The organism is Pseudoclavibacter sp. 8L, assembly GCF_902506465.1.
Lineage (GTDB): Bacteria > Actinomycetota > Actinomycetes > Actinomycetales > Microbacteriaceae > Pseudoclavibacter.
In genome coordinates, this window is the sequence record NZ_LR733186.1 from 166,129 (window position 1) to 186,659 (window position 20,531).

A 20,531-nucleotide genomic window follows, 5' to 3' on the forward strand; every position below is an offset into this window, starting at 1 on the left:
TTCGTGGAGCAATGAACTACTTGCTGCCGCCGCCGAACTTGGCGTAGCGGTTCTTGAACTTCTCAACACGACCTGCGGAGTCCATGATGCGCTGCTTGCCCGTGTAGAACGGGTGCGAGGCGCTGGAGATCTCGACGTCGATGACTGGGTACGTGTTGCCGTCTTCCCATTCGATCGTCTTGGCGCTCGAGACCGTGGAACGGGTGAGGAACTTCTCCCCCGATGCGAGGTCGTTGAACACCACCGTGTTGTAGGTGGGGTGGACGTCAGCCTTCATAAGGGTTCCTTCAACGAGTTTGGTGAGCAGAATCGGACCACGGGTCCTGAGCCAAAGGACAACTTTAGCAGATAGGAGCCCGTGGGTGTCAGTTCGACGCGCGGGCGGCGTACCGGCCTTGAGCGTTGGTGACGTGGAGGGGAAGCCCGAACGTCATCTCGAGGTTCGAGCTCGTGAGCACCTCGGAGATCGGGCCGGCTGCGACGACCTTGCCTTCGCGGAGCAGGAGCACGTGGGTGATGCCCACTGGGATCTCCTCGACGTGGTGCGTGACCATGACGATCGCAGGCGCGAACTCGCTCTGCGCGAAGCTTGAAAGCGCAGCGAGGAGATTCTCACGAGCTCCGAGATCGAGGGATGCGCTTGGCTCGTCAAGGAGGAGCAGCTCGGGGTCGGTCATGATCGCCCGTGCGATGAGCGTTCGCTTCTGCTCGCCGTCACTGAGCGTGCCGAAGCTGCGCTCAGCGAACTCGCCGAGGTTCCATTCCTCGAGGACCCGCTGCGCGCGGCGCTCGTCGATCTCCTCGTAGGCCTCGTTCCAGCGGCCCGTGACCGCGTAGGAGGCTGTCAGCGCGACGTCGATGACCCGCTCGTCTTCGGGGATGCGCCTCGCCATCGCGCTCGACGCAACGCCGATGCGAGGACGAAGGTCGAAGACGTTGGTCCGGCCGAGGCGCTCTCCGAGCACGTCGACCTCACCTGATGTGGGGTGCTGCGTCGCCGAGGCGAGCGAGAGGAGCGTCGACTTCCCGGCGCCGTTCGGGCCGAGCACCGCCCAACGCTGCGTCTCATCGACGGACCAGGTGACATGGTCGAGGATCGGACGACCGTTGCGAACGACCGTAGCGTCGTTGAATTCGAGAACCGTTGCCATATGCCCCAGCCTAGACGCGGCTCGTGCGCTGGCTTCGGCGGCGCACCGCGTCAGCCAACGAGCTGCTCGTAGATGGAGATAGTCTCGTCGCTGATGCGGCGCCAGGTGAACTCGCGCTCGGCGCGCTCGCGCCCCGCCTTGCCGTATCGAGCGGCTGTCTCGGGGTCGCTGACGACCTCGGTGAGCACTCGTGCGAGGTCGGCGACGAACTTGTCGGGGTCGAGCGGGGTTCCCGTGCCGTCGGTTGCCTGCTCGATCGGCACGAGGCGTCCGGTCACTCCGTCGTCGACGACCTCGGGGATGCCGCCAGTCGCCGTGCCGACCACGGCCGTGCCGCAGGCCATGGCCTCGAGGTTCACGATGCCGAGCGGCTCGTAGATCGATGGGCAGGCGAAGACCGTCGATGCCGAGAGCGCGGTCATGATCTCGCGCTTGCTGAGGTGGCGCGCGAGCCAGAGGACGCCATCACGTTCGGTCTGCAGCTGCTCGACGAGCCCAGCGACCTCTGCCTCGATCTCGGGGGTGTCCGGGGCGCCGGCGCACAGGATGACCTGCACTTCAGGTGGCAGCTCGCGCACAGCGCGAAGGAAGTACGGGAGCCCCTTCTGTCGAGTGATGCGGCCGACGAAGACGACAGCGGGGCGGTCGGGGTCGATGCCGAGCGCACGTGCCGCCTCTGGGTCCTCGACGCGCTGCCAGGTCTCGAGGTCGATGCCGTTGTAGACGACCTCGACCTTCTGTGGGTCGAGGTTCGGGTAGGCACGGAGGATGTCGGCGCGCATCCCGTGGCTCACGGCGATGATGCGGTCTGCGTGCTCGTATGAGACCTGCTCGATCCAGCTGGAGAGGCGGTAGCCACCTCCGAGCTGCTCTGCCTTCCAAGGGCGGAGCGGCTCGAGGCTGTGCGCTGTGATGACGTGCGGGATGCCGTGCAGCAGCTTCGCGACGTGGCCCGCGGCGTTCGCGTACCACGTGTGGGAGTGCACCAGGTCGGCACCCGCGATGTCGTTCGCGATCTCGAGGTCGGTGCCGAGGAAGCCGAGAGCGGGGTTCGCGGATCGAAGGGCAGGGGGCGTGTTGTACGCATAGGTCTGCTGCTCGTCGCGCGCCTCTCCGAAGCAGCGGACGTTGACGTCGATGTCGCGTCTCATCGCCTTGACGAGCTCGGTGACGTGGACTCCGGCCCCGCCGTAGACGGCCGGTGGATACTCGCGTGTTACCAGATCAACTCTCACGGGCTCCACGGTAGTACAGCGGGGCTGGGAACCCCTAAGCTCGAGTCATGTCACAGGCAAAGGTGTTCGGCATCGTTCTCGCTGGTGGTGAGGGGAAGCGGCTCATGCCGCTCACCGCAGACCGGGCAAAGCCCGCTGTGCCCTTCGCAGGCCAGTATCGACTCATCGACTTCGCGCTTTCGAACCTGGTGAATTCCGGGCTCCACAAGATCGTCGTCCTGACGCAGTACAAGTCCCACTCGCTCGACCGGCACGTGTCGCACACGTGGCGTCTCCCCGCGATGCTCAACTCCTACGTCGCCTCCGTGCCAGCGCAGCAGCGACTCGGCAAGCGGTGGTTCTCGGGCTCGGCAGATGCCATCCGGCAGAGCCTGAACCTCATCAACGACGAGTCCCCGGACATCGTGGTCGTCGTCGGTGCGGACCACGTCTACCGCATGGACTTCTCGCAGATGATCGAGGCGCACATCGCCTCCGGGCGCAGCGCGACGGTCGCCGCGATCCGTCAGCCGATCTCGCTCTCGGACCAGTTCGGCGTGATCGACGTCGACCCGGACGACCGGACGCTGATCCGCGAGTTCCTCGAGAAGCCGGAAGACGCTCAGGGACTGCCGGACAGCCCGGGCGAGATCCTCGCCTCGATGGGAAACTACGTCTTCACGGCCGACAAGCTGGTCGAAGCGGTCATCCGCGACTCCACGCTCGAGGACTCCAAGCACGACATGGGCGGGGACATCATCCCGAGCTTCGTGGCTCTGGGAGACTGTGGGGTCTACGACCTCAAGGACAACATCGTTCCCGGGTCGACGGAGCGCGATCGCGACTACTGGCGCGACGTCGGAACGATCGACTCGTTCTACGACGCTCACATGGACCTCATCTCCACGCTGCCGATCTTCAATCTCTACAACGAGAAGTGGCCGATCTTCGCGCAGCAGCTGAACTCTCCCCCGGCCAAGTTCGTCCGGGACAGCCGTGGATCCACGGGCACGATGATCGACTCGATCATCTCGCTCGGCTCGGTCATCTCTGGTGCGCACATCGAGCGGAGCGTGCTCGGCCCCTGGGACAACGTCGAGTCCGGAGCCGCAGTCGTCGACTCCATCCTCTTCGACCGGGTCAACGTGCAGGCTGGTGCTGTCGTGCGTCGCGCGATCCTGGACAAGAACGTCATCGTCAAGGAAGGCGCCTCGGTCGGCGTCGACCGCGAGCACGACCTCCGACGCGGTTTCACGGTCACCGACTCTGGCCTCACGGTCGTGGAGAAGTTCGGGATCGTCGAGCCGTGACCTCGGGTCCGTCCCCCCGGTCCCCCTTCCTGGTCGTCCTCGACGTCGACTCAACCCTCATCGAAGACGAGGTCATCGAGCTGATCGCCGACTACGCCGGGGTGACCGCTGAGGTCGCCGAGGTGACCGAGCGAGCGATGGCGGGCGAGCTGAACTTCGAGGAGAGCCTGCGCCACCGCGTTGCGCTCCTCGAGGGCGTCTCCTCGACGGATGTCGCGTCAGTGGTGGATCGGGTTGTCGTCACGCACGGCGTCCCAGAGCTCATCGACGGCGTGCACGCGGCCGGCGGCTCCATCGCGGCGGTGTCGGGAGGCTTCCACGAGATCCTCGACGAGCTCGCCGAGCGGCTCGGACTCGACCGCTGGCGCGCGAACCGCTTCGAGGTCGTCGACGGCAAGCTCACGGGCAGGGTATCCGGCCCCATCATCGGGAGCGAGGCGAAGCGCGAGACGCTGCTCGAGTGGGCTCACGAGCTCGGTGTCGACCCGTCGCGCACGGTCGCGATCGGCGATGGCGCCAACGATCTCGGCATGATGTCGGCTGCCGGTCTCTCGATCGCGTTCGACGCGAAGCCGGTTGTCCGGGAACAGGCGCACGTCAGCCTCCCTGATCGCGATATGCGGCAGGTGCTCGCCGCCCTGGGCCTCGAGGGCTGACGGCCGAGCAGGGCTACGACCGAGCAGAGACGAACGAGCAGAGACGAACGAGCAGAGAGCGGGCCGAGCGGATCTGCATCCGCTCGGCCCGCTCTGCTCGTGGATCTCCGTGCGTCAGGACGACGACGTGCTGCTAGTGCCCCATGCCGAGGCCACCATCGACCGGGATGACGGCGCCGGAAATGTACCCGGCGTCATCGCTGGCGAGCCAGGCAGCGGTCTTGGCGATCTCGTCGACGCTTCCGTAGCGGGCCGCCGGGATCTGAGACAGGTATTCCTTCTTGGTCTCCTCGGGAAGCACCGCAGTCATCTCGGTCTCGATGAATCCCGGGGCGATGACGTTCGCGGTGATGCCCCGCGAGCCGAGCTCGCGGGTGAGGGAACGGGCCATGCCGACGAGGCCGGCCTTCGCGGACGAGTAGTTGATCTGGCCCGGCGAGCCGAAGAGCCCGACGACACTCGAGATGAAGACGACCCGACCGAAGCGAGCCTTGAGCATCCCCTTCGAGGAGCGCTTGAGAACGCGGAAGACGCCGGTCAGGTTCGTGTCGATGACCTGCTGGAAGTCGTCCTCCGACATGCGGAGCAGGAGGTTGTCCTTCGTGATGCCGGCATTCGCGATGAGCACCTCGACGGCCCCGAGCTGCTCCTCCACGGCCTTGAAGGCCGCGTCGACGCTCGCAGCGTCGGTGACGTCCGCCCGAACGGTGAGAGCGCCCTCAGGGCCGCCCTCCCCCGAGCGCGAGGTCACCGCGACGCGGTGACCAAGGCTGACGAAGTGTGCGGCGATGGCGTAGCCGATGCCGCGGTTTCCTCCCGTGACGAGGACGGTTCTTTGGGTCATGCTGCTCCCTTGAGACGGTTCGCTCCAGTCTAGGGGCGAGGAGTAAGCTGAGCAGATCGCCGAGAGGAGCACTTGCCACCGTGCGATCACACACCACGAACGTCACCTCCATGGGAGACAGCGAGTACGACGAGCGCGCTGCCCGCATGAGGAAGTACACCATCATGATGCTCATCAGGGTGGCCTGCTTCGTCGCGCTCATCTGGGTGCGCGGACCGTGGATGTTCGTCTTCGCGGCCGGAGCGATCTTCCTCCCCTACTTCGCTGTTGTCATCGCGAATGCTGCCACGCAGCGGCGCACGCGGAAGGTGGAACGGCCGAGCTTCCTGCAGCGACGGGGCAAGCCGGATGCGTGAGGGATTCGACCTGCTCGGCGCGCTCCAGAGCGGCGGGCTCGACGCCGCGGAAGCCGAGCCGCGATGCTCGCGTGCTGGGTGCAGCTCCGACGCGACGACCCGGATCGTGTGGCGCAATCCGCGCATCCACGACGAGGCGCGGCGCAAGATCTGGCTCGCCTGCGACGAGCACGCTGGCTACCTCGCAGACTTCCTCCGCCAGCGTGACTTCCCGGTGACAGCCTCGGCCATCTCGACCGGGCAGCTCGACGACGATGTGGACGGGCGCGCGTGAGCGGCGAGCGTCGCTGGCGCTTCGCCTTCTCGAAGCGCTGGCTCGGGTACCTCGGACTGCTGATCGTCTTCGCGATCGCCTGCGGCTTCCTGAGCCACTGGCAGTTCGAGCGGCGCGACGAGCGGGTCTCGGAGAACGCTCGGATCACTGGCAACTTCGACCGGGAGCCGGTTCCCCTCGAGAGCGAGCTCCCGGCGATCGACGACTTCTCGATCGACCAGGAGTGGACTCCCGTGCTCCTGCAGGGCAGATACCTCACGGACGAGCAGCTGCTCGCGAGGTCGCGGCCGCACAACGGGTTGCCGGGATTCGAGATCCTCACGCCCTTCGAGACCGACGATGGGCGGGTATTCATCGTCAACCGCGGCTGGATTCCGACGGGTGACGCGCAGGACTCCCCCGACCACATCCCCGCTGCCCCCGAAGGCGAAGCCACGATCGTGGCTCGCCTCAAGCCCGGCGAACCCGAGATCCCCGGACGGACAGCGCCTGCGGGACAGATCGCGACCATCCACCTGCCGCAGTTCGCTGATGAGCTCGGCACCGACCGCGTCTACACGGGCGCATACGGGCTCCTCTCGGCGGAGCGGCCCAACGCTGAGACGGGCGCGCTCACGACGAAGCCCGCGCTGAGCGAGGGCAACCATCTCTCGTACGCGTTCCAGTGGATCATCTTCGCCATCATCGCGCTCCTCGGCCTCATCTTCGGCCTGCGGGCCGAGTACCGCGACCGCAACCCGGACGACCCGAAGGTGCGTGAGGCCATCTCGCGTGAGCGTGAGCGCGCTGGTCGACGTCGCAAGACCGACGCCGAGATCGAGGACGAGATCCTCGATCGCGCCGGCGGGTGATTCCGGAAGCTCCCGCAGACACGAAGAGCGCATGCCCCCTGCTGGGAGCATGCGCTCTTCCTTGCAGAGACTGGCTCCGCTGCTGCGCCCTGCCTAGTTCATCGTGATGAGGTCGAAGTAGTCGGGCGTCCAGTGGTCTTCCACGCCGTCCGGCATGATGAGCACGCGCTCGGGGTTGAGCGCCTCGACCGCCCCCTCGTCGTGGCTGACCAGCACGACAGAGCCTTCGTAATGCGCGAGCGCGTCCAGGATCTGCTCGCGGCTGAGCGGGTCGAGGTTGTTCGTCGGCTCGTCGAGCAGGAGCACGTTGGCGCTCGACACGACCAGCATCGCAAGAGCGAGGCGAGTCTTTTCGCCGCCGGAGAGCACGCCGGCCGGCTTGTGCACGTCGTCGCCGGAGAACAGGAACGAGCCGAGCACCTTGCGTGCCTCGGTCTCGGTGAGGTGGCTGGATACGCTCACCATGTTCTGCAGCACGCTGCGCGCGACATCGAGAGTCTCGTGCTCCTGCGCGTAGTAGCCGATCTTGAGGCCGTGGCCGGGCTCGAGCGCCCCAGTGTCGGGCTCGTCGACGCCGGCGAGCATCCGCAGCAGCGTCGTCTTGCCTGCACCGTTGAGGCCGAGGATGACGACGCGAGATCCGCGGTCGATCGCCAGGTCGACGGCGGTGAAGATCTCGAGCGAGCCGTACGACTTCGAGAGGTTGGACGCGCGGAGCGGCGTCTTTCCACAAGCCGCGGGCGTTGGGAAGCGCAGCTTCGCGACTCGATCCGCGACGCGGACCTCCTCGAGACCCGAGAGCATCTTCTCTGCGCGCCTGGCCATCTGATGCGCCGCCGTGGCCTTCGTCGCCTTGGCGCCGAACTTCGCCGCCTGCTGCTGCAGGACGGAGGCCTTCTTCTCGATGTTTGCGCGCTCCTTCTTGCGGCGCTCCTGGTCGGCCTCGCGCTGACGGAGGTAGTGCTTCCACCCCATGTTGTAGACGTCGATGACCTGGCGGTTCGCGTCGAGGTAGAACACCCGGTTGACGGTGTCCCCCACGAGCTCCACGTCGTGGGAGATCACGATGAGTCCGCCCGCGTACCCCTTGAGGAACTCGCGCAGCCAGATGACGGAATCGATATCGAGGTGGTTCGTGGGCTCGTCGAGCAGCATGGTCTCGGCACCCGAGAAGAGGATGCGGGCGAGCTCGATGCGTCGGCGCTGTCCTCCGGAGAGCGTCTGCAGCTCCTGGTCGAGGATGCGGTCAGGCAGCTTGAGGTTGCTGGCGATGGCCGCCGCCTCGGCTTCTGCGGCATAGCCGCCAAGCGCCAGGAAGCGGTCGTCGAGGCGCGAGTACTTCTTCATCGCGGACTCCTGCTCAGCAGGGGTGCCCTCGGCCATCGCCATGGTCGCCTCGTCGATGCCGAGACGCAGCTCGCCGAGCCCACGGGCGTCAAGGATGCGGGTGCGGGCAGTCTGCGTGGGATCGCCGCTTCGCGGGTCCTGCGGCAGGTAGCCGATCTCGCCGCGGCGCTCGATCCGACCGGCGGTCGGGAGCGTGTCGCCGGCGAGGATCTTCGTCAGCGTCGTCTTGCCCGCGCCGTTGCGACCGACGAGGCCGATCTTGTCGCCAGCGGCAACACGAAAGTCGACTCCCGACATGAGGGTGCGGGCACCCATGGTGATTTCGAGGTCATGTACGGCGAGCAAGAAGTGATTCCATTCAGTGAAGTGCGGGTGTTCGGGGCGAGTCGTGTGGGCTGTCGGGAAACGGTGCGGGGCCAGGTCGCGGCGTGAACCGAGCCTGGCCCCATAGCCGACAACCTGCCCAGTCTAGACGAGGCGCGAAAGAGCCCCGCCGGGGCGGGGCTCTTCACTGCGGGACCGAGCTCAGATGTTGAACCCGAGCGCGCGCATCATGTCGCGGCCGTCGTCCGTGATCTTCTCAGGACCCCACGGCGGCATCCAGACCCAGTTGATGACGAAGCGCTCGACGGCGCCCTCGAGTGCCTCGGCGGTCTCGGACTCGATGACGTCGGTCAGCGGGCAGCCCGCTGAGGTGAGCGTCATCGAGATGACGAGCGCGTCGGAGTCGTCGTCCCAGTTCAGGTCGTAGATGAGCCCGAGGTCGACGATGTTGACGCCGAGCTCCGGGTCCACGACCTCCTTGAGCGCTTCCTCGATCTCGTCGTAGCGTGTCGCTTCGAGTGTCGTCAGTGCCATGGCGAGATCCTACGCCTCGACCTGCTGAGCGAGGTAGCGGTCGTAGCCCTCGTTCTCCAGGCGATCGGCGAGCTCGGGTCCGCCCTGGTCGGCGACCTTGCCCGCGACGAAGACGTGCACGAAGTCAGGCTTGATGTAGCGAAGGATGCGCGTGTAGTGCGTGATGAGCAGCACACCGAGGCCGGTGTTCTCCTTGACGCGGTTGACACCCTCCGACACGATGCGGAGCGCGTCCACGTCGAGGCCCGAGTCGGTCTCGTCGAGCACAGCGAACTTGGGCTTGAGGAGCTCGAGCTGGAGGATCTCGTTGCGCTTCTTCTCTCCACCGGAGAAGCCCTCGTTGACGTTGCGCTCGGAGAACACGGGGTCCATGCGGAGCGCCGCCATGGAGGCCTTGACCTCTTTGAGCCATGGGCGCAGGGGCGGAGCCTCGCCGGCGACCGCGGTCTTGGCGGTACGCAGGAAGTTCGCAACCGTCACGCCGGGGATCTCCACCGGGTACTGCATCGCGAGGAAGAGGCCGGCCTTGGCGCGCTCGTCGACGGACATCTCGAGGACGTCCTCGCCGTCGAGCGTGATCGAGCCGCTGGTCACCTCGTACTTGGGGTGGCCCGCGATCGTGTAGGCGAGGGTCGACTTGCCGGAGCCGTTCGGCCCCATGATGGCGTGGATCTCGCCCTTGTTGATCGTCAGGTCGACACCGCGGAGGATTTCCTTGGTGCCCTGGTCGGTCTCGACCGTGACGTGGAGGTCGGATATCTGCAGCGTGGACATGTGCTAGCTCTTCTCCTCGAAGATTGGAGTGGGGTCGATGTAGATGTCGCCCGCTTGCACCTGGATGCGGTACACGGGCACTGGTTCGTAGGCGGGGAGGGTGCGTGGCCAGCCGGTCTTGAGAGAGAACTGGGAGCCATGCGCCCAGCACTCGATCGAGTCGTCCTCCACGAAGCCCTCGGCGAGCGAGATGTCTCCGTGCGAGCACCGATCGCCGAGAGCGAAGAGCTCACCGGCCGAGTCTCGGACCAGGCAGATGGCCTGGCCCTCGATCTCGAAGCGCTGCGGCGACTCGACCTTCACGTCATCTGCCGCGCAGAGACGCACCGAGGTCATCGCTCGGCGACGAGCAGGGGGCTTGCGCCCTCGTTGAGCTCGCGTTCGAGCGCATCCCGCAGGTGGGTGGCGATCTCCTCGTTGCCGATCTGCTGGACGATCTCGTTGAGGAAGCCGTGGACCACCAGGCGGCGGCTCATGGCTTCGGAGACGCCACGGCTCATCAGGTAGAAGAGCTGCTCGTCGTCGAAGCGTCCGGTTGCCGAAGCGTGGCCGGCACCCTCGATGTCGCCCGTCTCGATCTCGAGGTTCGGGACCGAGTCGGCGCGTGTGCCCTCGGAGAGGACGAGGTTGCGGTTCTGCTCGTAGGAGTCAGTGCCCGGTGCGTTCCGGCGGATGAGGACATCGCCGATCCACACGGCACGCGCGCCTTCACCCTGCAGCGCGCCCTTGTAGTTGACGCGGCTGCGCGTGTGCGGCGCGTTGTGGTCGACGAACACCTGGTGCTCGAGGTGCTGGCCCGCGTCCGAGTAGTAGAGGCCGTACAGTTCGCCGTCAGCGCCCTGCGCGTTGAGCTGCAGCGTCGGGTTGAGGCGGACGATGCCGCCACCGAGCGAGACGACGATGTGCTTGATGAACGCGTCGCGCCCGACCGACAGGAAGTGCGTCGAGAGGTGCTGGGCCGAGTCCTCCCACTCCTGCATGGAGACGATCGTGACGTTCGCCCCGTCTCCGACGAGGATCTCAACGTTCTCCGCGACCGTCGCCGCGCCGGTGTGGCGCAGGATGATGAGGCCCCTGGCGTGCGGCTTGATGTCGATCACGACGTGGGCCGCGACAGCAGCGCCGCCGAAGCCCTTGCGATCCAAGACGAACTGCTTGTCGTCTTCACCGGAGACCTCGACGAGCAGCGCCTCCTCGAAGTTCGACCAGGCGTTCGCCGAGGCGCGGTCCTCCGGCTTGCCCGCGGATCCGATCCGCGCATCCGAGCGAGGGATCCAGCTGACTGCGACGCCCTCGGTCTCTGCGAACTCGAGCTCGGAGCGGGATCCCGTGAGCTCGCCGTTGATGAGGCCATCGAGCTTCGCGACAGGGGTGTACTTCCACTCGATCTCGCGACCGCTCAGCGGCGCGAAGTCGGCGAAGTCGAAGGAGGTGAACCGCTCCGACCTCGTCTGCACCGGCACCTCGGACCCAGGCCCGTGGCTGTGCTTGTTGAGACCGAGCGGATTGATCTGCTCGCTCGTCACCTGCGTCGTCATCTAGCCGACCGATCCTTCCATGCTCATCTCGATGAGCTTGTTGAGTTCCAGCGCGTACTCCATCGGCAGCTCGCGCGCGATGGGCTCGATGAAGCCGCGCACGATCATGGCCATCGCCTCGGTCTCCGGGAGGCCGCGGCTCATGAGGTAGAACAGCTGCTCCTCGGACACCTTCGTGACCGTGGCCTCATGGCCGAGCTGCACGTCGTCGACGCGGATGTCGATCGCGGGGTACGTGTCGGAGCGCGACTGCGTGTCGACGAGCAGCGCGTCGCAGACGACGCTGTTCGAGGAATGGTGCGCCTTCGCATCGATGCGCACCTCGCCGCGGTAGCCGGCTCGACCTCCGCCCCTCGCGATGGACTTCGACGTGATCGACGACTGCGTGTACGGAGCCATGTGGATCATCTTCGCGCCGGCATCCTGGTGCTGGCCAGGGCCTGCGAACGCGACGGACATGGTCTCGCCCTTGGCGTGCTCGCCGACAAGGTAGATCGACGGGTACTTCATCGTGACCTTGGACCCGATGTTGCCGTCGACCCACTCCATGGTGGCGCCCTCTTCAGCGATCGCACGCTTCGTGACGAGGTTGTAGACGTTGTTCGACCAGTTCTGGATGGTCGTGTAGCGGACTCGCGCGTTCTTCTTGACGATGATCTCGACGACCGCGGAGTGCAGTGAGTCGGACTTGTAGATAGGAGCCGTGCAGCCCTCGATGTAGTGCACGTAGCTGCCCTCGTCGGCGATGATGAGCGTCCGCTCGAACTGACCCATGTTCTCCGTGTTGATGCGGAAGTAGGCCTGCAGCGGGATCTCGACGTGGACGCCCTTGGGGACGTACACGAATGAGCCGCCAGACCACACGGCGGTGTTGAGTGCGGCGAACTTGTTATCGCCCGAGGGGATGACGGTGCCGAAGTACTCCTCGAAGAACTCCGGGTGCTCGCGAAGCGCCGTGTCGGTGTCCATGAAGATGACACCCTGCTTCTCGAGCTCCTCGTTGATCTGGTGGTACACGACCTCGGACTCGTACTGTGCGGCGACTCCGGCGACGAGGCGCTGGCGCTCTGCGTCCGGGATGCCGAGCTTCTCGTACGTGTTCTTGATGTCGTCCGGGAGGTCCTCCCAGGTCTGCGCCTGCTTCTCCGTCGAGCGCACGAAGTACTTGATGTTGTCGAAGTCGATCCCGGAGAGGTCTGCGCCCCAGTTCGGCATCGGCTTGCGCTCGAACATCTTGTAGCCCTTGAGGCGCGTCTTCAGCATCCACTCGGGTTCGTCTTTCAACTGCGAGATGTCGGCGACGACGGCATCGCTGATGCCTCGCTTCGCGGACGATCCCGCAACATCGGAGTCGGACCAGCCGAACTCATAGCGGCCGAGGCCCTCGAGTTCTGGGCGATCGATCAGGACATCTGACATGTCTGCCTCGTCTCTCTCATCTCTGAAGTCGTTCTCCACACGCGGCTGCTTCTGGGGCCTGTCGCCGTCGATCGTCTCGCGTATGGGGTCTTCGGCCGGTGGGCCCGCGGTCGCTTGGGCAGACGGCGTGCGTCTACCTCTCGTAGAATGGAACCCGCGAAGGGCCTCCATTGTTCCCTGCGCCGCGATTCGGGCGCACGTCCCGAGCGAAGACAACAACTTCTATCCTACGCCAGACATGCCAGGCGTCTGAAAGGAACTCGTGACCGCGCAAGTCGCTCCCGTCCGTCCCCCACGAGCGGATGACCTCCGCGCGCGGTTGCTGCCGACCAGCATCACGCGGTACACGCGCTTCCTGGCGTGGGCGAGCCTGATCGCGAACATCGCCATCGTCGGCACGGGCGGACTCGTGCGACTCACCGGCTCCGGCCTCGGCTGCCCGACCTGGCCGTACTGCACGGACGGGTCGCTCATCAACACGCCCGAGATGGGCATCCATGGCGTCATCGAGTTCGGCAACCGCCTGCTGACGGGCATCCTCTGCATCATCGCGCTGCTGCTATTCCTCGCCGTGCTGCGAGTGCGCCCCCGCGGCATGCGCCTCGCCGTCCCCGCGTTCTCGATCGGTCTCCTCATCATCCTGCAGGCGATCGTGGGCGGCATCACGGTGCTCACGGGGCTCAACCCCGACATCGTCGGCCTCCACTTCCTCATCTCCGGTCTCATCTGCGCCATCGCTGCGGTGCTGCTGTTCCGCGTGCGAAGCGGTGAGCCCGTCCCCGAGGTGGGGACCAGACTCGATGTCAGCCGGTCAGGCCTCGTGCTCACGATCAGCATCGTCGTCAACGTGTGGGTGTGGGTGACGGTCTTCGTCGGCGCGCTCACGACTGGCTCTGGGCCTCACGCCGGAGACTCTGCCGCCTCGCGGAACGGCCTCGACCCGGTCATCATGCAGCATGTGCACTCGTGGCCGGCCTACATCCTGCTCGCGTGCTCGCTCATCTTCGTCGTGGTCGCCTCGGTTCGGGGCTTCGCGGCAACGCGGCGAGTCTCGATCGGCCTGCTGTGCCTCATCGTCGCGCAGGCGGCCGTCGGCATCTGGCAGGCGCGCACCGGACTTCCCATCACGCTCGTCATCGTCCACATGGTGCTCTCGGTCACGACCATCGCCGTCGCCACGACGGCCGTCGCCACCATCCGCCGCGAAGGACGCCCATCGCGCGTCTGATCATGACCGGCGTATGAAGCGGCCTCGGCGAGCAGTGCTCGCCGGGGCCGCTTCACGCGCCGGCCGGCCTCAAGCCGCCGTGCCGCGCCGAGCTCCTCGCGGGCGCGGTGCCAATCCCGGCGAGTGCGGGCAGAGTTGTGGCGAAGCGCGGTTGTGGCAAGCGGCAACGGCACCTGGCCACAACCCTGCGCCTGTCCGCGGGCCCGCGCCGCGCCGGGCCCGCGCCCGCGGCTCTCGCGAGCGACGCGACCGCAAAGTTGTGGCCAGGTGAGGTCGGGAAGCGGAGCGACAGCATCCCGCCACAACTCCGTCGGGCAATCGAGGGGGGGCACGCGAGGCGAGCGGCCCAGCCAACGGCCGGGAGCTGAGTTGTGGTTGCTGCGAGCGAGGTTTCACGACCACAACCCCGCTTTGGGCGAGCGGACGATGGATCGGGAAGCCGCGGCGACCCGACCAGACTCGGATCGAGGCCGAGGGTTCGTCGGACGAGGAGCGAGATCGACCAGTTCAGAACGGAGATTGGAAAACCCAAGTCGAGCGCCTGCTGGAACTGATCTCGTTCACCACGGCGTTGCGACGACCGATTGGATCAGCCCATAGCTCGGCGGAGCCGCTTCAAGTGCATCTGCCCGCTGTCGCGAGCATGCTGGGTTGACCTCTCGGCCAACCGCGATCTAGGAGATCAGCGGGTCGATTCCAACCGCGACGAAGACGAGCGTCAGGTAGGTGATCGAGAGGTGGAAGACCTTCATGGGCTTCCCGCCCTTGCCGGTGATCGTGCGGTAGTAGAGCACGTGAGCCTCATAGAGGAACCAGCCACCCGACAGCAGCGCAACCGAGGTGTAGAGCCACCCCATGCCCGCGACCGGCACAAGCAGGAGCGAGCAGATGACAGTCGCCCACGCGTAGAGGACGGTCTGCAGTGAGACCGAGAGCTCGCCCTCCGTGACGGACAGCATCGGCACGCTCGCCTTGGCGTAGTCGTCCCGGTACTTCACCGAGAGCGGCCAGTAGTGAGCCGGAGTCCACAGGAAGATGATCGCGAACAGCACGAACGGCGCCCAGCTGAGCGAGTTGGTGACACCGGCCCAGCCGATGAGGACGGGCATGCAGCCGGCCACGCCACCCCAGATGATGTTCTGCTCCGTGCGGCGCTTGAGCACGATCGTGTAGAAGACGACGTAGAGCAGGATCGCGCCGAGCGAGAGTGCCGCAGTCAGCGGGTTCGCGACGAGCCACAGCACGACTATCGACAGGATGCCGAGGGCGAACGAGAAGACGAGAGCCTCTCGGTCCGAGAGCTCGCCCGTGACGAGCGGACGCTTCGCGGTGCGCTTCATCAGGCGGTCGATGTCGCGGTCGATGTAGCAGTTGAAGGCGCTCGCGCTGCCTGCAGACATCGCTCCGCCGAGGACCACACCGAGGACAAGCCACAGGTTCGGGACGCCACCGTGCGCCAGGAACATCGTCGGGACAGTCGTGATGAGGAGCAGCTCGATGATTCGAGGTTTCGTCAGCGCCACGTAGGCCCGTACCTTGCGCCCGAAAGGCTTGCGCTCCGGGGGTGCCACGGCCACTAGTTCATCGACAGACAAAGCCACCAATTCCTCTTCGCTCGAAATCTGCTGGCAATTCTATCTGCTCTTGCCCAGAAGCCGTCCCGTTTCCTGGGTGCGGCCAGCCTCACACCCGGCTGAAAGCGCTGTGAGGCTCGTCGCACGGAGAAACATGTCCGGGAACTGAACGACGTTCCCCCCGCGCGGACCCATCGTGGCGATAAGCTGTGAGGCGGCCCTTTCCCAACGACGACGGGACGCAGTGTGACGAATTTTGAGTGGTCCGAGCTCGATCGACGTGCAGTCGACACAGCAAGGATCTTGGCGGCAGACGCAGTTGAGAAGGCGAAGGGTGGACACCCCGGCACGGCGATGAGCCTTGCTCCCCTCGCGACGCTGCTCTACCAGCACGTGATGCGGGTCGACCCGAAGGACCCGCACTGGATCGGTCGAGACCGCTTCATCCTGTCCGCAGGGCACTCCTCGCTGACGCAGTACTGCCAGCTCTACCTGGGCGGCTTCGGTCTCGAGCTCGACGACCTCAAGCAGCTTCGCCAGTTCGGCTCGAAGACGCCGGGGCACCCCGAGTTCGGGCACACCGACCACGTCGAGATGACGACCGGCCCACTCGGCCAGGGACTCGCGTCCGCCGTCGGGTTCGCCTACGCGCAGCGCTTCGAGCGCGGCCTGTTCGACCCCGAGACCGCGGTCGGCGAGAGCCCGTTCGATCACCGCGTCTACGTCATCGCCAGCGACGGCGACCTGCAGGAAGGTGTCACCAGCGAGGCATCCTCGCTTGCCGGACACCAGGAGCTCGGCAACCTCATCGTGTTCTACGACGCGAACCAGATCTCCATCGAGGACGACACCGACATCGCCTTCACCGAGGATGTCGCGAAGCGCTACGAGGCCTACGGCTGGCACGTGCAGACGGTCGACTGGACCGCCGGAGAGCAGTACCACGAGGACCTCGCGGCCCTCCACGACGCGACGATCGCAGCGCAGGCCGAGACGGGCCGCCCCTCGATCATCGTGCTCCGGACCATCATCGGCTGGCCGAGCCCGACCAAGCAGAACACGGGCGGCATCCACGGCTCCGCGCTCGGGGAGACCGAGCTCGAGGCAGTCAAGAGCCTCGTCGGGTTCGACCCCAAGCAGAGCTTCGAGGTCGCCGACGACGTGCTTGCCTACACCCGCGGACTCGCCGACCGCGTCGCGCCCGTTCGCGCGGAGTGGCAGCAGAGCTTCGACGCCTGGAAGAGCGCCAACCCGGAGCGCGCGGAGCTCCTCGAGCGCCTCGAGGCCGATGAGCTGCCAGAGGGCATCGCGGACGCGCTCCCCGACTTCGCGGGCGTCGCCAAGGTCTCGACCCGCAAGGCCTCCGGTGAGGCGATCAACGCGCTTGCGGCACACCTGCCGGAGCTGTGGGGTGGCTCCGCCGACCTCGCCGGCTCGAACAACACGACCATCAGCAAGGCCGCGTCGTTCATTCCGGAGAAGTTCTCGACATCCAGCTGGACGGGCAACCCGTATGGCCGAGTGCTGCACTTCGGCATCCGCGAGCACGCCATGGGCGCGATCCTCAACGGGATCACCCTCCACGGCAAGACGCGCGCCTTCGGCGGCACCTTCCTCATGTTCAGCGACTACATGCGCCCCTCGGTGCGTCTCGCCGCGCTCATGAACATCCCGTCGATCTTCGTCTGGACGCATGACTCGATCGCCCTCGGCGGCGACGGGCCGACGCACCAGCCTGTCGAGTCGCTGACAGCGCTCCGCGCGATCCCGAACCTCGCGGTCGTGCGCCCAGCAGACGGCCCGGAGACGGCTGCCGCCTGGCTCGAGGTCGTGAGCCGTCGAGGCGGCCCGACCGGACTCATCCTCTCGCGTCAGGACCTCCCCGTCATCGCACGCGGTTCCGGCGACGCCAACGAGCAGGAGTTCGGCTCGGCTGCTGGCACGAAGCGCGGCGCCTACGTGCTCGCGGAAGCCGCCGGCGGAGCGCTTGAGGTCATCGTGCTCGCAACCGGTTCCGAGGTGCAGTACGCACTCGAGGCGCGCGAGACCCTGCAGGCGCAGGGACACCCGACGCGAGTCGTGTCCGTCCCGAGCTTCGAGTGGTTCGCTGAGCAGGACGACGCCTACCGGGAGCACGTGCTGCCGTCGGCCGTCGAGGCTCGCGTGAGCATCGAAGCCGGCCTCGCACTCCCGTGGCTCCAGTTCGTCGGACCCAAGGGCCGCAGCGTCTCCATCGAGACGTTCGGCGCATCCGCTGACCAGCCTGAGCTCTACAAGGCCTACGGCATCACGGCGGACGCCGTCGTCGACGCAGCGCTCGAGTCGCTCGCGCGCTAGCCGTCCGCGGGCGGCACACCGCTCGCCCATGCATCGGTACCCAGCACTTCTTCACCAGCAACGCGAAGGAACATCAGCAATGACTTCAACACCAACAGCAGCACTCGCCGAAGCCGGCGTCAGCATCTGGCTCGACGACCTCTCCCGCTCCAGCCTCGAGTCGGGCGCCCTCGAGCGCCTCATCGCCGAGCGGGGCATCGTCGGCGTGACCACCAACCCGACGATCTTCGCCGGGGCGCTCAGCAAGGGCGAGGCATACGACGCACAGGTCGCCGAGCTCCAGGCCCGTGGGGCCAGCGTCGACGAGGCGATCTTCGACATCACGACCGACGACGTGCGCTCGGCCTGCGACCTGTTCCTGCCGATCTACGAGGCGAGCAACGGACTCGACGGGCGCGTCTCGATCGAGGTCTCCCCCGAGCTCGCTCGCGACACCGACGCGACCATCGAAGAGGCCAAGCGACTCTGGGCCACGGTCGACCGCAAGAACGCCATGATCAAGATCCCGGCCACCGTCGAGGGCCTGCCCGCGATCACCGAGGTCATCGCCTCCGGCATCAGCGTCAACGTCACTCTCATCTTCAGCCTGAGCCGGTACCGCGAGGTCGTCAACGCGTACCTCTCCGGTCTCGAGCAGGCGCGTGAACGTGGACACGAGCTGTCGACGATCCGCTCCGTCGCCTCCTTCTTCGTGTCGCGTGTCGACGCCGAGATCGACAAGCGTCTCGTGGCGATCGGCACCGACGACGCGATCGCGCTCAAGAGCCTCGCGGCTCTCGCGAACGCACGCCTCGCCTACGCCGCCTTCGAGGAGGAATTCTCGAGCGAGCGCGCGAAGCTCCTGCTCGAGGAAGGTGCGCACAAGCAGCGTCCGCTCTGGGCCTCTACCGGTGTGAAGGACCCGGCGCTGCCCGACACCCTCTACGTCACGGAGCTCGTCGCGGCCGACACCGTCAACACCATGCCGGAGAAGACCCTCGAGGCTGTCGCCGACCACGGCGTCATCACCGGTGACACCGTCGCCGGTACCGCGCACGCCGCGAACACGACGCTGGACGCCCTCGAGTCGATCGGCGTCAGCTACGTCGAGGTGACCGAGCAGCTCGAGACCGAGGGTGTCGACAAGTTCATCGTCTCCTGGCAGGAGCTCAAGGCCACCGTCGACTCGCAGCTCCAGGCTGCAGCGGCGAAGGCGTAGGTCCGGGCCATGGGCATCAAGGTCAGCACCTCGGGCGCGGCCTCCGCTGCCGCCTCCGAGAAGGTCGGCGCCCTCGTGAGCGATCGCTTCGCCTCTCGCCTGTTCGCGCAGGACGCGACCCTGTGGGGAGCTGCTGCTGAGGCCGAATCCGCGATTCGACTCGGCTGGACTCGCGCGCACGAGGTCTCGCGCGACCTCGTGGACGGCATCCTGGCTCTCAAGGCCGAGTTCGCGGAGGCCGGCGTGACGCGGTTCGTGCTCTGCGGAATGGGCGGATCGTCGCTCGCTCCCGAGGTCATCACGCGCACCGCCGGCGTCGAGCTCGTGGTCCTCGATTCGACCGACCCGGCTCAGGTCCGGGCCGCCGTTGAGGAGAGCCTCGAGAAGACGGCCATCATCGTCTCCTCGAAGTCAGGCTCGACGGTCGAGACCGACTCGCAGCGCCGGACGTTCGCCCACGCCTTCGAGGCGGCGGGCATCAACCCGGCCAGCCGCATCGTGATCGTCACCGACCCGGGCTCGCCCATGGAAGCCGCCTCGCGCGAGGCCGGCTACCGGGTGTTCTTGGCCGACCCTCACGTCGGCGGCCGCTTCTCGGCGCTCACCGCGTTCGGCCTGGTCCCCTCCGGGCTCGCGGGAGTCGACATCGCCGGTCTCCTGGACGACGCGGGCGTCGCAGCGACCGTCGTCTCGGTCGACGACGAGAGCAACCCCGCGCTCGTCCTCGGCGCGGCGATCGCCGCCAAGCGATTCCTCGGCGTCCTCGACGACGGCACGTCGATCGTCGGCTTCGGCGACTGGGTCGAGCAGCTCATCGCCGAGTCGACCGGGAAAGACGATCTCGGGATCCTCCCCGTGGTCCTCACCTCCAGTGCGCCAGAAGTTGCCACGCGCCCCGCTGACCTGCAGCTGGTTCGGGTTGTCGACGACGCGGAGGCGACCCCGGCGGACGGCGACGACATCGCCGTCTCCGGCACCCTCGGCGGTCAGTTCGTCCTGTGGGAGACGGCAGTCGCCGTCGCGGGAGCCGTCATCGGGATCAACCCGTACGACCAGCCCGATGTCGAATCGGCCAAGGTCGCAGCACGCGGTCTGCTCGAGGCGACACCGGAGCCGACTCCGGCGGCCTTCGCGGTCGACGGCATCGAGGTGCGCGGCACCCAGTCAGTCGTCGAGGGGCAGAGCACGCTGAGCGGCGCTATCGACGCCCTCGTGGAGCTCATCCCGTCGGACGGCTACCTGTCAGTGCAGGCCTATGTCGACCGGAACCAGTTCGGTGCACTCGAGGCGCTCCGCGACGAGCTCGCGCAGCGTTCAGGCCGCCCCGTGACGTTCGGCTGGGGCCCGCGCTTCCTCCACTCCACCGGCCAGTTCCACAAGGGCGGCCCGAAGGTCGGGGCCTTCCTCCAGATCACCTCGGCTGAGCCGCAGGACCTGGAGATCCCAGAGCGCCCCTTCACCTTCGGGACGCTCATCTCCGCGCAGGCCGCAGGCGACGCCTCGGTGCTCGAGTCGCATTCGCAGCCAGTCCTGCGGATCGACCTCGGCCAAGGCGGACACGGGCTCGACGCGCTCCTCGGAGCCATCTCGCGCTGATCGATC

20 protein-coding genes are annotated in these 20,531 nt (G+C 66.7%); 9 read left to right on the plus strand and 11 right to left on the minus strand.

Translation table 11 applies throughout. The features are described from left to right. Positions 1 to 16: 16 nt before the first annotated feature. From GV007_RS07475 to glgA, 3 genes are all read right to left on the minus strand, one after another. Positions 17 to 277, minus strand: a complete 261-nt coding sequence (locus tag GV007_RS07475) for a type B 50S ribosomal protein L31 (RefSeq protein ID WP_068481959.1) — start codon at positions 275 to 277, stop codon at positions 17 to 19. Positions 278 to 365: 88 nt separating this feature from the next. Continuing rightward, positions 366 to 1,151 (minus strand): ABC transporter ATP-binding protein, encoded by a 786-nt coding sequence (locus GV007_RS07480; protein ID WP_160071735.1) that lies wholly within the window; start codon positions 1,149 to 1,151, stop codon positions 366 to 368. Positions 1,152 to 1,201: 50 nt separating this feature from the next. Further along, positions 1,202 to 2,386: a glycogen synthase gene (gene glgA / locus GV007_RS07485; protein ID WP_160071736.1), complete on the minus strand. Its 1,185-nt coding sequence runs from the start codon at positions 2,384 to 2,386 to the stop codon at positions 1,202 to 1,204. A 47-nt stretch (positions 2,387 to 2,433) separates the two neighbouring features. On the opposite strand from glgA, the gene GV007_RS07490 reads away from it, so the two are divergent. Next, entirely contained in the window at positions 2,434 to 3,675 is a 1,242-nt protein-coding gene (locus GV007_RS07490) for a glucose-1-phosphate adenylyltransferase (protein WP_160071737.1), read from the plus strand. Next, positions 3,672 to 4,331 carry a phosphoserine phosphatase SerB gene (gene serB, locus GV007_RS07495; RefSeq protein WP_160071738.1) on the plus strand — a complete coding sequence of 220 codons (660 nt, stop codon included), beginning with the start codon at positions 3,672 to 3,674 and terminating at the stop codon, positions 4,329 to 4,331. Before GV007_RS07490 ends, serB begins: the two co-directional genes overlap by 4 nt. A 133-nt stretch (positions 4,332 to 4,464) precedes the next feature. On the opposite strand, the gene GV007_RS07500 is transcribed toward serB, so the two are convergent. Next, on the minus strand, positions 4,465 to 5,175 hold the full coding sequence (locus GV007_RS07500) for a beta-ketoacyl-ACP reductase (protein ID WP_104306605.1): 711 nt from the start codon (positions 5,173 to 5,175) through the stop codon (positions 4,465 to 4,467). Between the two features lie 80 nt (positions 5,176 to 5,255). Between GV007_RS07500 and GV007_RS07505 the strand changes: the two genes are divergently transcribed. From GV007_RS07505 to GV007_RS07515, 3 genes are read left to right on the plus strand one after another with little or no spacing between them, the layout of a single operon-like run. Next, positions 5,256 to 5,531 (plus strand): DUF3099 domain-containing protein, encoded by a 276-nt coding sequence (locus GV007_RS07505; RefSeq protein WP_146080201.1) that lies wholly within the window; start codon positions 5,256 to 5,258, stop codon positions 5,529 to 5,531. Further along, entirely contained in the window at positions 5,524 to 5,805 is a 282-nt protein-coding gene (locus GV007_RS07510; protein WP_236558409.1) for an acetone carboxylase, read from the plus strand. Before GV007_RS07505 ends, GV007_RS07510 begins: the two co-directional genes overlap by 8 nt. Beyond that, positions 5,802 to 6,656, plus strand: a complete 855-nt coding sequence (locus GV007_RS07515; protein ID WP_160071739.1) for an SURF1 family cytochrome oxidase biogenesis protein — start codon at positions 5,802 to 5,804, stop codon at positions 6,654 to 6,656. Before GV007_RS07510 ends, GV007_RS07515 begins: the two co-directional genes overlap by 4 nt. A gap of 93 nt (positions 6,657 to 6,749) precedes the next feature. On the opposite strand, the gene GV007_RS07520 is transcribed toward GV007_RS07515, so the two are convergent. The 6 genes from GV007_RS07520 to sufB form a co-directional block, all read right to left on the minus strand. Further along, entirely contained in the window at positions 6,750 to 8,348 is a 1,599-nt protein-coding gene (locus GV007_RS07520) for an ABC-F family ATP-binding cassette domain-containing protein (protein ID WP_104241205.1), read from the minus strand. Between the two features lie 180 nt (positions 8,349 to 8,528). After that, positions 8,529 to 8,861, minus strand: a complete 333-nt coding sequence (locus GV007_RS07525; protein WP_104241206.1) for a metal-sulfur cluster assembly factor — start codon at positions 8,859 to 8,861, stop codon at positions 8,529 to 8,531. 9 nt (positions 8,862 to 8,870) lie between these two features. After that, entirely contained in the window at positions 8,871 to 9,635 is a 765-nt protein-coding gene (gene sufC / locus GV007_RS07530; RefSeq protein WP_068481926.1) for a Fe-S cluster assembly ATPase SufC, read from the minus strand. A 3-nt stretch (positions 9,636 to 9,638) separates the two neighbouring features. Further along, complete coding sequence (locus GV007_RS07535; protein ID WP_104299032.1) at positions 9,639 to 9,971, minus strand: non-heme iron oxygenase ferredoxin subunit; 333 nt, start codon at positions 9,969 to 9,971, stop codon at positions 9,639 to 9,641. After that, entirely contained in the window at positions 9,968 to 11,173 is a 1,206-nt protein-coding gene (gene sufD, locus GV007_RS07540) for a Fe-S cluster assembly protein SufD (protein WP_160071740.1), read from the minus strand. Before sufD ends, GV007_RS07535 begins: the two co-directional genes overlap by 4 nt. Then, positions 11,174 to 12,592: a Fe-S cluster assembly protein SufB gene (sufB, locus tag GV007_RS07545; RefSeq protein WP_104242038.1), complete on the minus strand. Its 1,419-nt coding sequence runs from the start codon at positions 12,590 to 12,592 to the stop codon at positions 11,174 to 11,176. 262 nt (positions 12,593 to 12,854) lie between these two features. On the opposite strand from sufB, the gene GV007_RS07550 reads away from it, so the two are divergent. Then, complete coding sequence (locus tag GV007_RS07550) at positions 12,855 to 13,820, plus strand: COX15/CtaA family protein (RefSeq protein WP_160071741.1); 966 nt, start codon at positions 12,855 to 12,857, stop codon at positions 13,818 to 13,820. 674 nt (positions 13,821 to 14,494) lie between these two features. On the opposite strand, the gene GV007_RS07555 is transcribed toward GV007_RS07550, so the two are convergent. Beyond that, positions 14,495 to 15,397, minus strand: a complete 903-nt coding sequence (locus GV007_RS07555) for a heme o synthase (protein ID WP_236558549.1) — start codon at positions 15,395 to 15,397, stop codon at positions 14,495 to 14,497. 243 nt (positions 15,398 to 15,640) lie between these two features. Here GV007_RS07555 and tkt point away from each other — a divergent pair, with 243 nt between their 5' ends. The 3 genes from tkt to GV007_RS07570 all read left to right on the plus strand — a co-directional run bounded on the left by tkt (position 15,641) and on the right by GV007_RS07570 (position 20,525). Continuing rightward, a complete protein-coding gene (gene tkt, locus GV007_RS07560; protein ID WP_160071742.1) occupies positions 15,641 to 17,731 on the plus strand; it encodes a transketolase in 2,091 nt (696 codons plus the stop codon). A 79-nt stretch (positions 17,732 to 17,810) separates the two neighbouring features. Next, complete coding sequence (gene tal, locus GV007_RS07565; RefSeq protein WP_160071743.1) at positions 17,811 to 18,929, plus strand: transaldolase; 1,119 nt, start codon at positions 17,811 to 17,813, stop codon at positions 18,927 to 18,929. Positions 18,930 to 18,938: 9 nt separating this feature from the next. Next, positions 18,939 to 20,525 carry a glucose-6-phosphate isomerase gene (locus GV007_RS07570; RefSeq protein WP_160071744.1) on the plus strand — a complete coding sequence of 529 codons (1,587 nt, stop codon included), beginning with the start codon at positions 18,939 to 18,941 and terminating at the stop codon, positions 20,523 to 20,525. The last annotated feature ends 6 nt before the right edge of the window (positions 20,526 to 20,531 follow it).

Excerpts from the sequence above, each read along its gene's own strand:
- GV007_RS07475 (WP_068481959.1), bottom strand. The coding sequence starts at position 277 with ATGAAGGCTGACGTCCACCCCACCTACAACACGGTGGTGTTCAACGAC.
- GV007_RS07480 (WP_160071735.1), bottom strand. The coding sequence starts at position 1,151 with ATGGCAACGGTTCTCGAATTCAACGACGCTACGGTCGTTCGCAACGGT.
- GV007_RS07490 (WP_160071737.1), top strand. The coding sequence starts at position 2,434 with ATGTCACAGGCAAAGGTGTTCGGCATCGTTCTCGCTGGTGGTGAGGGG.
- GV007_RS07500 (WP_104306605.1), bottom strand. The coding sequence starts at position 5,175 with ATGACCCAAAGAACCGTCCTCGTCACGGGAGGAAACCGCGGCATCGGC.
- GV007_RS07510 (WP_236558409.1), top strand. The coding sequence starts at position 5,524 with ATGCGTGAGGGATTCGACCTGCTCGGCGCGCTCCAGAGCGGCGGGCTC.
- GV007_RS07525 (WP_104241206.1), bottom strand. The coding sequence starts at position 8,861 with ATGGCACTGACGACACTCGAAGCGACACGCTACGACGAGATCGAGGAA.
- sufC (WP_068481926.1), bottom strand. The coding sequence starts at position 9,635 with ATGTCCACGCTGCAGATATCCGACCTCCACGTCACGGTCGAGACCGAC.
- GV007_RS07535 (WP_104299032.1), bottom strand. The coding sequence starts at position 9,971 with ATGACCTCGGTGCGTCTCTGCGCGGCAGATGACGTGAAGGTCGAGTCG.
- sufD (WP_160071740.1), bottom strand. The coding sequence starts at position 11,173 with ATGACGACGCAGGTGACGAGCGAGCAGATCAATCCGCTCGGTCTCAAC.
- sufB (WP_104242038.1), bottom strand. The coding sequence starts at position 12,592 with ATGTCAGATGTCCTGATCGATCGCCCAGAACTCGAGGGCCTCGGCCGC.
- tal (WP_160071743.1), top strand. The coding sequence starts at position 17,811 with ATGACTTCAACACCAACAGCAGCACTCGCCGAAGCCGGCGTCAGCATC.
- GV007_RS07570 (WP_160071744.1), top strand. The coding sequence starts at position 18,939 with ATGGGCATCAAGGTCAGCACCTCGGGCGCGGCCTCCGCTGCCGCCTCC.